This is a genomic window from Dyella sp., from assembly GCF_051954575.1.
Lineage (GTDB): Bacteria > Pseudomonadota > Gammaproteobacteria > Xanthomonadales > Rhodanobacteraceae > Dyella_B.
Window position 1 is genome coordinate 21,283 of record NZ_JBQCHP010000073.1, and the last position, 12,023, is coordinate 33,305.

At 64.2% G+C, this 12,023-nt stretch carries 12 protein-coding genes; 11 read left to right on the forward strand and 1 reads right to left on the reverse strand.

The window, feature by feature from the left end:
* Positions 1-62 precede the first annotated feature (62 nt).
* From ACTHNE_RS09810 to ACTHNE_RS09860, 11 genes are all read left to right on the forward strand, one after another.
* Entirely contained in the window at positions 63-431 is a 369-nt protein-coding gene (locus ACTHNE_RS09810) for a hypothetical protein (RefSeq protein ID WP_324943728.1), read from the forward strand.
* An 80-nt stretch (positions 432-511) separates the two neighbouring features.
* Positions 512-736, forward strand: coding sequence for a hypothetical protein (locus ACTHNE_RS09815; protein ID WP_324943725.1), 225 nt, complete (start codon positions 512-514; stop codon positions 734-736).
* Positions 737-892: 156 nt separating this feature from the next.
* Positions 893-2,542 (forward strand): PQQ-dependent sugar dehydrogenase, encoded by a 1,650-nt coding sequence (locus tag ACTHNE_RS09820; protein ID WP_440269160.1) that lies wholly within the window; start codon positions 893-895, stop codon positions 2,540-2,542.
* A gap of 174 nt (positions 2,543-2,716) precedes the next feature.
* A complete protein-coding gene (locus tag ACTHNE_RS09825) occupies positions 2,717-4,120 on the forward strand; it encodes an NfeD family protein (RefSeq protein WP_440269161.1) in 1,404 nt (467 codons plus the stop codon).
* Entirely contained in the window at positions 4,117-4,866 is a 750-nt protein-coding gene (locus tag ACTHNE_RS09830) for a slipin family protein (RefSeq protein ID WP_440269162.1), read from the forward strand. Before ACTHNE_RS09825 ends, ACTHNE_RS09830 begins: the two co-directional genes overlap by 4 nt.
* A gap of 91 nt (positions 4,867-4,957) precedes the next feature.
* Positions 4,958-5,119: a hypothetical protein gene (locus tag ACTHNE_RS09835; protein WP_440269163.1), complete on the forward strand. Its 162-nt coding sequence runs from the start codon at positions 4,958-4,960 to the stop codon at positions 5,117-5,119.
* A gap of 155 nt (positions 5,120-5,274) precedes the next feature.
* Positions 5,275-6,546: a bifunctional tetrahydrofolate synthase/dihydrofolate synthase gene (gene folC / locus ACTHNE_RS09840; protein ID WP_440269164.1), complete on the forward strand. Its 1,272-nt coding sequence runs from the start codon at positions 5,275-5,277 to the stop codon at positions 6,544-6,546.
* 260 nt (positions 6,547-6,806) lie between these two features.
* Complete coding sequence (locus tag ACTHNE_RS09845; protein ID WP_324943709.1) at positions 6,807-7,763, forward strand: SPOR domain-containing protein; 957 nt, start codon at positions 6,807-6,809, stop codon at positions 7,761-7,763.
* A 25-nt stretch (positions 7,764-7,788) separates the two neighbouring features.
* Positions 7,789-8,388 carry a CvpA family protein gene (locus tag ACTHNE_RS09850; RefSeq protein WP_324943705.1) on the forward strand — a complete coding sequence of 200 codons (600 nt, stop codon included), beginning with the start codon at positions 7,789-7,791 and terminating at the stop codon, positions 8,386-8,388.
* A 7-nt stretch (positions 8,389-8,395) separates the two neighbouring features.
* Positions 8,396-9,871 carry an amidophosphoribosyltransferase gene (gene purF / locus ACTHNE_RS09855; RefSeq protein ID WP_324943702.1) on the forward strand — a complete coding sequence of 492 codons (1,476 nt, stop codon included), beginning with the start codon at positions 8,396-8,398 and terminating at the stop codon, positions 9,869-9,871.
* Positions 9,872-10,023: 152 nt separating this feature from the next.
* Positions 10,024-10,830: a ferritin-like domain-containing protein gene (locus ACTHNE_RS09860; protein ID WP_440269165.1), complete on the forward strand. Its 807-nt coding sequence runs from the start codon at positions 10,024-10,026 to the stop codon at positions 10,828-10,830.
* A 79-nt stretch (positions 10,831-10,909) separates the two neighbouring features.
* On the opposite strand, the gene ACTHNE_RS09865 is transcribed toward ACTHNE_RS09860, so the two are convergent.
* A complete protein-coding gene (locus ACTHNE_RS09865; RefSeq protein WP_440269166.1) occupies positions 10,910-11,890 on the reverse strand; it encodes a transporter in 981 nt (326 codons plus the stop codon).
* Positions 11,891-12,023 lie beyond the last annotated feature (133 nt).

The window sequence follows — 12,023 nt, forward strand, 5'->3', positions numbered from 1 at the left end:
AAGCGGGCATGGGATATGCATGCTGCTGCCTGTCCGAACCTTCGATTTTGCAGGTAACCGTCATGACCACGATGCGCGTTGAAGAGCTGGCCCGGGAAGGCGTGGCGTTTTCGTTATGGCTGTCGGCGGTGCTGTTGAACATGGTCTCCGTGCTATGGCTGGGATTCCAGGGCTTGCAGTGGCTGCACGATGGCCGTTGGACCAACCAGCCGCCGGTGCTCAACTGGATCCGCGGCGTGTGTCCGGATATGTGCAGCTTCGTGGACAACCCGCATTCCTGGTACGGCGCGGCCAAGGTGGTTCGCGTGCTCTCCGAAGTGCCTTCCGGCCTGGCGCTGGCCTTGCTCGGCATCGCCCTTGGCGCGCTCAGTGTGTCAATTTCTGACCATCGTCCGCTGGCGCCCAGCGTCACCCGCCGCACCTTCGGCTGACCAGAAATAGTTGTCGGCGGGGACAACCCGCCCGGCCGACGCGCTACACTCCTGCGCCGACAATCTACCGGCGGGCATGCATGAGTTCCGAGCAGCAACAGGGCGAGTATCGCGGCATCAAGTTCGAGCACGCTTCCCATGGCGATGCCGATGCGCGCAGTGGCGTGATCTATTTTCCGGAAGATCCCCGGCAGCATGTTATTGCGAGCGGCGGTGCCGCACGCTGGGAAGCGGAGGCGAAAAGCCAGATCGATCAGTACTTCCGTGAAATCGACGTCGAGCCCGACGACGATTCGGAAGCATGATCCGGAAGCATGACTGATGGCAGGGTCACGCGATCGGGCAAGCTTTTCGTAGCATCGTGCATCTCCCCGCCACACCAGACATCTGACAATCCATGGCGGCTTGCAACGCATGGCGCGCGCTGCAGCGCTCCCGTTCATCGCGATCAGAGGCAGCTCATGGCGAAGCACTCTTCGATGTCGTCGCTACTTGTTTTTATGGCGTGTCTTGCCGGTGCCGGCGGTACGCCTTCGGCCACGGCGCAGCAAACCTTCCATGACGCGCCGAGCGCCGCGGCGTCGGTGGCCAATCCGTATCACGGCCAGGCCGATGCGGCGCGCGCCGGCGCCAGTTTGTATGCCACCGATTGCGCCAGCTGCCATGGCGCGGCGGGGCAGGGCAGCGGCAATATTCCGGCGTTGCGACAAGGGCCTGCGCAGCAGGCAACGGAAGGCGCGCTGTTCTGGTTCATCACCAAGGGCGCGGTGAACAACGGCATGCCGTCCTGGGCGAGCTTGCCGGAGCAACAGCGTTGGCAGATCGTTACCTACCTGAAAACATTGCCGGCGACGAAACTGGCCGCGGCGCAAACGGCGGCGCCGACCGCGTCGACCATCACCACGCCACCACCCACGCCGCCGTTCACCGATTTCCGTTACGAAATACCCGGCGCGACACGTAAGATCACCGTCGCCGATCTGCCCGCGCCTTATGCCACGCATTCGGCCGGCAATGGGCCTGACATGGTGTCGCGTCCTGAAGGCGCGCTGCCCAAGGCGCCGCCGGGGTTCAAGGTAAACCTGTATGCGGAAGGCCTGGATACGCCGCGCGTGATTCGCACCGCGCCCAACGGCGACATTTTTCTCGCCGAAAGCGGCAGCGGCCAGATTCGCGTGTATCGCGGCATGACGGCGGACGGCAAACCGGCGCAGACGGCCGTATTCGCGAGCGATCTGAAGCGGCCGTACGGCATTGCGTTCTACCCCAATGGATCGAACCCGCAATGGATCTACATCGGCGACACCAATGCCGTGTTGCGCTTTCCTTATCGCAACGGTGACCTGAAAGCGCGCGGCCCGGCCGAGCACATCGCTGATCTGCCGACCGGCGGCCATTGGACGCGCGACCTAGCGTTTTCGCTCGACAACAAAACCCTGTTCGTTGCAGTGGGTTCGGCATCCAACGTCGACGATCCGGATACCACGCCGGAGGAAAAACATCGCGCGAACATTCTCGCGTTCGATCCGGACGGCGCCCACATGCGCGTGTATGCCTCGGGCATTCGCAATCCTTCAGGCATCGCGATCGATCCGAAGAGCGGCCAGCTGTGGACCACTGTCAACGAACGCGACGGCCTGGGCGACAACCTCGTGCCCGACTACATCACCAGCGTGCGCGAAGGGGGGGTCTACGGATGGCCGTGGTGGTACATGGGCGGCCATCAGGATCCGCGCCACCAGGGCAAGCATCCGGAATTGAAGGACAAGGTGATCACGCCCGACGTGCTGTTGCAGCCGCATAACGCATCGCTGCAGATCACCTTCTACGAAGCCGGCCATTTTCCCGCCGAATACCGGGGCGATCTGTTCGCCGCCGAACACGGTTCCTGGAACAAGGCCACGCGCGTGGGTTACGAGGTGATCCGCATACCGCGCCATCACACGCCCAAGGCAAGCGGCGATTACCAGGATTTCCTCACCGGTTTCGTATTACCGGATGGACGCGTGTGGGGCAGGCCGGTAAGCCTTGCCACGGCGCCGGATGGTTCCTTGCTGGTGACCGATGACGGCTCCAATTCGATCTGGCGCGTCGACTACGTCGGCCAATAACGTAGGTTGGGGTGCAAACCCCAACATGGCGATCCACGCATGCATGGCGACGTTGGGGTTTGCACCCCAACCTACGTGCTCGCGAGCATTGCCTCACGCATCAGCGTAATATCCGTGCCACAGCCGCCACACGCGACGGCTGCCTAGTGAGCACGTCGGCCGGGAGCCTGCGTCATGTCACGCAAAGCATGGATCGTGTGGGGAGCCATCTTGTGCGCCGCACTGGCCCTGGCCTGGACGCGCTCGACCGTCGAGGCGCCGGCAAGCGAGGCATTCGTCGCGCGCATCGAATTGAATGGCCCGATCGGCCCGGCCGCCGCCGAATACGTAACCAGCGCCATCCACCGCGCCACCGACGATGGCGCCAAAGCGATCGTGCTGCAGATGGATACGCCCGGCGGTTTGCTGGAATCGATGCGCGACATCATCGCCGGCATCCTGGCGGCGAAAATTCCGGTGCTCGGCTATGTGGCGCCGAGCGGTGCACGCGCCGCTTCGGCCGGCACGTACATTCTTTATGCGTGCCCGATTGCGGCAATGGCGCCGGGCACGCATCTGGGTGCCGCCACACCGATCGAAATGGGTGGACGTACGCCGATGCCGTCGCCGCTGGACAGCGCGCCTTCATCGAGTAAGTCCAGCGACAAGGCCGACACACGTTCCGGCACGGATGCGGAAAGCAACAAGATCCTCAACGATGCGATCGCCACCATTCGCTCGCTTGCGCAACTGCACGGACGCAACGCGGCGTGGGCCGAACAGGCGGTGCGCGGTGCGGCGACCTTGACCGCAAGCGAAGCGGCGGCGCAGCACGTGGTCGACTTTGTTGCATCCGACAGCGAAGCACTGCTGGCGCAGGCCGATGGACGCGCCGTGCACGTCAATGGCGGCACGCTCACGCTGGCCTTGCGCGGTTTGCCGCTGCACGACTATCCGCCGAACTGGCGCGCGCGTTTTCTCGGCATCATCACCAATCCCACCATTGCTTACCTGTTGCTGCTTGCCGGCATTTACGGCCTCATCCTGGAAGCGTTCCATCCCGGTTCGTTCTATCCGGGCGTCACCGGCGGCATCTGCCTGTTGATCGGCTTGTACGCCTTGCAACTGCTGCCGGTGAGCTACGCCGGCCTGACGCTGATGGCGCTGGGCGTGGCCTTGTTGCTGGCGGAGGTGTTCATTCCCACGGCCGGCGTGCTGGGAGTGGGTGGCGTGATCGCGTTCGTGCTGGGTTCGATCATGCTGTTTCGTAGCGACGTGCCGGGCTATACAGTGAACCTGGGCGTGATTGCCGGCCTGGGCTTTTGCGCGATGGCGCTGCTCGCCATGCTGCTGCGGCTGGTGATGCGCGCGCGTCGCACGCGTGCGTTCAATGGCAAGGAACAGATGCTGCAGGACGCCGGCGAACTGCTGCAGGCAGTGGCGGCCGGTGGCGAAGGCTGGGCGCGCATCGGCGGCGAACGCTGGCGCGTGCAAAGCGAGGCGGCGCTTCCGGCTGGCGCGCGGGTGCGGGTGACCGGCCGCGACGGCTTGTTGCTACGCGTGACTGCATTTCAAAAAGGCGAAGGAGAAACGTCATGATCGGTTTTGCTGGCGTCATCGTGATCTTCCTGATTGCGCTGCTGTCGTCCTCGATCAAGGTGCTGCCCGAATACCAGCGTGGCGTGGTGCTCACCCTGGGCCGCTACACCGGCGCCAAGGGGCCGGGCCTGGTGATCCTGGTGCCGATGGTGCAGCGGATGATGCGCGTGGACCTGCGCGTGACGGTGATGGACGTGCCGCCGCAGGACGTGATCTCCCGCGACAACGTCTCCGTACGCGTCAACGCGGTGGTGTATTTCCGCGTGATGGAGCCGGACAAATCGGTGCTGAAGGTGGAAAACTTCTACCAGGCCACCAGCCAGTTGTCGCAAACGCGACTGCGCTCGGTGCTGGGTCAGCACGAGCTGGATGAAATCCTTTCGCAGCGCGATTCGATCAATCACAGCCTGCAGCAGATCCTGGACGAAGCCACCGACCCCTGGGGCATCAAGATCACCAACGTCGAGATCAAGGACGTGGACCTCAACGACACCATGGTGCGCGCCATCGCCCGCCAGGCCGAAGCCGAACGCGAACGCCGCGCGAAGGTGATCCATGCCGAGGGCGAACTGCAGGCCGCCGAAAAATTGCGCGACGCCGCCTCCAAGCTGGCCGAGCAACCGCAGGCGCTGCAATTGCGTTATCTGCAGACGCTGGCGAGCATGTCCAGCAGCGGGCAATCGAGCACGATCGTGTTTCCGCTGCCGCTGGACCTGTTGAAGCCGTTGCTCGATAAATCGGCATGACGGATGTCAGATACGACCCGTGACGCCTGCGCCTGCCGCCGCTTGCGCCTACCGCGGATGATTCCTCCCACACCAACGGGAGGAACACGCCATGAACACCATCAACGACACGCGCAGCACGCTGGATAAATACATGCCCTGGATGCTCGCCCTGCTGGGCGCGTTCCTGGCCGGCAAGGCGCTCAAGCGCATGTTCTGGATGGCGTTTGGCATGTATTGGGCGCTGCACGCGAGCGGCATACATGTTTTGTAGGTGGGGTTACCCCGGACTTGATCCGGGGGTAACCCAACATAATCTAATCGCGGCGGGGATCGTTGGGTTACGCTGGCGCTAACCCAACCTACATTGAGGATTGTGCAAACACACCACTCCCTTTATGGTCCGCGGGCCTGAGCCCGGAGCTGCGCGTGAAACCCACCAACCTTGCCGAATGGCTGGACTACCAACAACGTGTTCACGCGCTCGGCGTGGATCTGGGACTGGATCGGGTGCGTGCCGTGTGGCGACGTATGGGCGCGCCGGAGATCGCGCGGCAGGTGATCACGGTGGGCGGCACTAATGGCAAGGGTTCCACGGTGGCCTTTCTCGAAGCCATGCTGGCCGCGGCGGGACAGCGCGTGGGTTGCTACACCTCGCCGCATCTTCTTCGCTACAACGAACGCATTCGCATCGCCGGCGTCGATGCCGACGACACGGCCTTGATCGAGAGCTTCGAACGCATCGAGCTGGCGCGCGGGGACATCTCGCTGACTTATTTCGAATTCGGCACGCTGGCCGCGCTCGATCTGTTCGCGCGCAGCGACCTGGATACCGCCGTGCTCGAAGTGGGCCTTGGCGGACGGCTGGATGCCGTCAACATCATCGATGCGAATGCGGTGATCGTCACCACCGTGGACCTGGATCACGTGGAATGGCTGGGGCCGGATCGCGATGCCATCGGCCGCGAGAAGGCGGGCATCGCACGGCGCGATCGTCCGGCCATCGTCGGCGAAGCCGAACCGCCACAGGGCTTGCTGGATGCACTTGCCGCGCAAGGCGCGCACATCGAGCGGGCCGGGCGCGATTTCTACGTGGAGCGCGAAGCGCATCGCTGGCGCTGGCATCACCGCGACGGCACGCTGCTGGATCTGCCCGCGCCGGAACTGGCGGCGCCGGTGCAATACGCGAACGCTTCCTCGGCGATTGCGGTGCTGCACGCCTTGCAGATGGTCAATCCGGTGGAACTGGAACGCATCGCCGCGGTGGGCATGCACTTTCCGCGCGCGCCGGCGCGCCTGCAATCGCTGGGCGGCGATCCGGAATTGATTGTCGACGTGGGCCACAACCCGCAGGCCGCGCGCGCACTGGCCGCGTGGCTGGATGCGCAGCCCGCCCGCCGCGTGCATGCGGTATACGGCGCGCTCTCGGATAAGGATGTGGGCGGCGTGATGACGGCGCTGGGTTCGCGCATCGGCCATTGGCATCTGGCTGGCCTGGAACAGGACACCCCGCGCGGACTTCCCGCTGCCGTGCTCGCCGGCGTGCTGCACCAGGCACTGCCGCGCGCCGCGTTCGATACACACGACAGCGTGCACAAGGCGCTGGTGGCGGCGCGCGCTTCGGCACGGCGCGGCGAGTGCATGCTGGCGTTCGGCTCGTTCTTTGTGGCGTCGGCGGTGTTGAGGGAAGTTGATGCCTGACTCTCACTCAGCGAGAAGATCGGCGTGCCGCGATCTGTCCCCTCCCCTGCGTAGTAGGGGAGGGCTAGGGTGGGGTAATCAACCTCGCGATGGATTTCAATGGTGCGGCAAGCTCGCGCAACCCCACCCCAACCTTCCCCTGCATGCAGGGGAGGGCAATTTCCCGCAGGCCCATTCCAAATCATCCATCTGTCATGTAACCCGGCACGGGCGGGTATAATCCGCCGCGTCACGCACAAGTTGGTCGTCTGGAGTCCGTCTTGAACACACGCCTGTTGGGAGCTGCCGTACTCGTTGCGTTGGCTATCCTGTTCGTGCCGATGATGTTTTCGAGCAAGCCGCCGTCCACAGCGAGCGCGGATCAATCGGTAAGCCTGGCCATTCCCCCGGCGCCCGATCGCGACCTGCAAACCAAGACCATGAGCCTTTCCGGCGCGGCCCCCGCCACCAGCGCGGCGCCGACGCCCGCCAGCACGGCGGCCAACGTGGAGGGCATGACGCCGGTGAACACCGCCGCGCCAAGTCCCGCCACGCCGGTCGTCCAGGCCCCGCCGCAGCAACAGCCGGCGCCGCAACCGGTGATTCCCGCCACGCCGCCCAAGACGGCCGCCGCAACCAGCCGCCCACCGGCCGCGCCGCAGGTTCAGTCGCCGCCGCAACCGGTGATTCCCGATACGCCGCCCGCCACCGCCGCGCGCGGCATCTATGCGGTGAATCTCAGCGCCTATGCAACGGACGGCGCCAACCGCCTGATGCAGAAGGTGCGCGCGATGGGCTATCCGGTGCGCGGCCAGAGCATTCAACGCGCCGGCAAGTCGCTGACGCTGGTAAGCGCCGGCCCGTTCGAAACCCGCGCCCAGGCCGAGGCTGCCCGTTTGAAGATTGCCCAGGCCATGCCCAGCGTGCCGGCGCGCCTGGAAAGCGGCGCCACCACGCCGCAGGGCGATGTGCCGGCGCCGGCCGCAGGCACGCCCGCCAAGGCAGGCGCCTGGGCGGTGCAGGTGGCGGCCATGGGCAGCCAGTCCGATGCGCTGGCCTTGCGCGACAAGCTGCGCGCCAATGGTTTCGACGGTTTCGTCGATTCGGTCAGCGCCGGCGGCCGCCAGCTGTGGCGCGTGCGCGCGGGGCCGCAGACCCAGCGCGCCGATGCGGTATCGCTGCGCGACCAGATCAAGGCCAAGCTGGGCCTCGACGGCAACGTAGTGAGCGCCCATTGAATCCATCGACGCCGGAAACGACGCCATGAACGCGGTCGATCTCATCATCATCGCGGTACTGGCATTGTCGGTCCTTGTGGGTTTGTGGCGCGGCCTCATATCCGAGGTGCTGGCACTGGCGACGTGGATTGCGGCGTTCTGGGTGGCCTGGACGTACGGGCCGGACGTATCGGCGCATTTCGAGCACTCGATCCAGACGCCGCTGTTGCGCTTGCTGGTCGGCTACGGCTTGTGCTTCATCGGCGTGCTGATTCTTGGCGCACTGGTGCGATTTGCCATCCGCACGCTGGTGGACAGCACGGGGCTGGGCGGCACGGATCGTCTGCTTGGCATGATTTTCGGTTTTGTGCGCGGGCTGTTGCTGGTGGCGCTGCTGGTGTTCCTGGTCGACCAGACACCATTCGCGCGCGAACCGATGTGGCAGCAATCGACGCTGCTGCCGCAATTCAACAACCTGGCGGCCTGGCTGGAGCGCGAAATGCCGCCGAACGTACGCCAGCATCTGCATCCGGAAAACATCCCCTTGCATTTGCCCAACCTGCCCGGCAGCGCGCCGGCGCACGGTTCCTCTTCTCCGGCTGCAGCTTCGAGCGCGACCGGCACAACGCATCACACTAACGGGTAGCAACACCATGTGCGGAATCATCGGCATCGTCGGTACCACCGAGGTGGCATCGGCGCTTTATGACGGCCTTACCGTTTTGCAGCACCGCGGGCAGGATGCAGCCGGTATCGCCACCGTGGACGGTGCGCGCCTGCGACTGCACAAGGACAACGGCCTGGTGCGCGACGTATTCAACCAGACTGCCATGAACCGCCTGCGCGGACGCGTCGGCATCGGGCATTGCCGCTATCCCACGGCCGGTTCCGAAGGCGCCACCGAGGCGCAGCCGTTCTACGTGAACTCGCCCTACGGCATCGCCATCGCGCACAACGGCAACCTGGTGAACACCGAAACGCTGCGGCGCGAGATGTTCGAGGACGACCGCCGCCATATCAACACCGATTCGGATTCCGAAGTGCTGCTCAACGTGCTGGCGCACGAGCTGCAGATCCAGGACCGCATGGCGCTCACGCCGGATCACATCTTCAAGGCGGTGGCCGGCATGCATGCGCGTGCGCGCGGCGGTTACGCCTGCCTTGCACTGTTGCTGGGTTACGGCCTGCTCGGTTTCCGCGATCCCAACGGTATCCGCCCGCTGGTGCTGGGCGAGCGCATCACCGCCGAAGGGCGCGAATACGCGCTCGCTTCCGAATCGGTGGCGCTGGACATCCTTGGCTTCAAGCGCCTGCGCGACGTGGCGCCGGGCGAGGCGGTGTTCATCACCAACGACGGCCAGCTGCACACGCGCGTGTGCGCGGAAGGCGCGGTGCACGCGCCGTGCATTTTCGAATACGTATATCTGGCACGCCCCGATTCGATGATAGAAAACGTGTCGGTGTACAAGGCGCGCCTGCGCATGGGCCAGAAACTGGCCGAGAAGATCCTGCGCGAACGTCCCGATCACGGCATCGACGCGGTGATCCCGATTCCGGATACCGCGCGTACCGCGGCCAGCGCACTGGCCGAAATGCTGGGCGTGCCGTTCCGCGAGGGCTTCGTCAAGAACCGCTACATTGGCCGCACCTTCATCATGCCGGGGCAGGGCGAGCGCGTGAAATCCGTGCGCCGCAAGCTCAACGCGGTGGAGCTGGAATTCCGCAAGAAGAACGTGCTGCTGGTGGACGATTCCATCGTGCGCGGCACCACCTCGCGCCAGATCATCCAGATGGCGCGCGACGCCGGCGCCAGGAACGTGTTTTTCGCCTCCGCCGCGCCACCGGTGCGCTATCCGAACGTGTACGGCATCGACATGCCCGCGGCTGCCGAGTTGGTGGCAGCGGGCCACACCGTAGGCGAGGTGGAAAAGATGCTCGGCGCCGACTGGCTGATCTACCAGGATCTGAAAGACCTGATCTGGGCGGTGCAGGACGGCAACGAAAGCCTCAAGCATTTCGACACCTCGTGCTTCTCCGGCGAATACATCACCGGCCTGGACCAGCATTACCTGGAGCAGATCGAAATGCTGCGTTCGGATGATGCGAAGGCGGCACGCCGTAGCGCTTAATGTAATGGTGCCTGGTCTGCTCCCTCCCTACGTGTAGTAGGGAGGGTTGGGGTGGGGTGAAGCAATCTCGCGTTGAACTCAAACAATGCTGCAAGTTCGTGCAACCCCACCCCAGCCCTCCCCTGCAAGCAGGGGCGGGGGTGACTTCAGCCATGAATGATCTGTACGCCGTCGCCAAACATTGCCTTGACGCGACCGATCCCGTCGAAAAACTGCGGCTCACGCAAGAAGCGTGGAACGCCCTGCAATCCGGTGAACTGCATCCGGATTCGACGTCTCCCCCGCCAGAATCGATCGGCGCACCCGGCCGCCCGGCACGCCCGCAACTGGTACCGCAACGCCGGGTGCCCCATCGCGGCCTCGGCACGCCCGAAGGCCGCGCCGCACTCGTCCACGCCGTCGCGCATATCGAATTCAACGCGATCAACCTCGCGTGGGATGCGGTCTATCGCTTCCGCAACATGCCCTCGGATTACTACCGCGACTGGGCCAGCTGCGCCAACGATGAAGCGCGTCATTTCGCCATGCTGTCGCAGCGCCTCGCCGAGCTCGGGCATGCCTATGGCGATTTCGACGCGCACAACGGCTTGTGGGAAATGGCCGAAAAAACCGCCCATTGCGACACCGCACGCATGGCCCTGGTACCGCGCGTGCTCGAAGCGCGCGGGCTGGACGTCACGCCGGGCATGATCGAGCGCCTGCGCGGCGTCGGCGACGAACCCACTATCGCGATACTGGAAGTGATCCTGCGCGAAGAAGTCGCCCACGTTGCCGCCGGTACGCGCTGGTTCCGCTGGTGCTGCGAACGCGACGGCGTGGACCCGCGCGAAACCTTCCTCGACCTGGTGCGCGACTATATGGGCCGCAACCTGCGCGGCCCGTTCAATCGTCCCGCGCGCTTGCAAGCAGGGTTCGACGATGCCGAGCTCGATCAGCTCACTGCACTGGCGCTCGCGTAGGTTGGGGTGCAAACCCCAACATCGTGATGCCTGTCATCACGTCATTTTGGGGTTTGCACCCTAACCTGTGTAACGGCGCTCAATACACATAATTGATCGCCACAGCCGGCGTCACGCTCCCGCTACTGTTTCGCCCACCAAAAATCACCCGTGTCCCCAGCAACACACCGATCGCCGGCGACCAGTTGTATTCGATCGCCGGCGCCACGCCGAACGACGTGCTGGAACCCGAATTCGAGCGCACGTTCTGCGGCACGAGCACATTGCCGGGATCAACAAAATCCAACCCCGCCAGGCGCGTATTGCTGTTGTGGCTATACGTAAAATCCGTCGCCAGCACCCACCGCTGCGTAAGGCTGTATTCGAAAGCCAGGTCGGCAAAGAAACCGTTGCCGGGCTTCACCCTGCCGCGAAAACCTTCATCCGTGCCATACACGCTCACGCCTCTTACGCGTGCGCTGCGCGAAAACGACTTCGATATATTGAAGCGCGTGCGCAGGATGCGCCCATTCGGCAACCACCAGTACATCTGCGAATTGAGCCATAGGGTGGTGGTGTAGGTGCCACTGCCCATGCCGTCGCCAGGACGATTACCCAGCTGATCGTATTTGCCGGTGGGCAAGGTTTCCTGCAACAGAATGGCCGTGGTCGGCATCCAGCTGCCTTGCCGGAATTCGGTCAGCCGGTATTGCGCCTGCAAGGTCCAGTCGCCCACGCCGATGCTGGAGCTGTTCGGTCCATGGCTGACCTGGTTGTAACCGATCACCGGAATCATCCCGATCGATAACCGGTTGGCCAGGCCGTAAAGCATGTAGGTGTTCGAGCCGAACGTACTGGTGTGCGCATGGCGAACGTCATAAAGGTAAGGCTCGAACAGGAAATGCCCGGGCGGCAAGGTTTCGGCCGAGTTCGCCAGCATCGGGCCGGTCCACCAGGCATCGCTCATCGACTCCTGCGGCGGGGTTGGCGTCGTCTGCGCATGTGCAGGGGTGGAGTGCATCAGGCAACCAAGCATGCCGAGCAGCGCGCCTAGGCTGGCGCGTCGCCATGCATTGGTCATAGGAAGCTGATGCGGGTGCGATTCACTACGAAATTCGATTTCCATGTATCGCCGTTATCGTCGAAAAGTGGCTGGGAAAAGCCTCCCAGCGGCCCGGCCGTGCGAGGCAAAAAGTACCTTCGTCAGTGGTTCG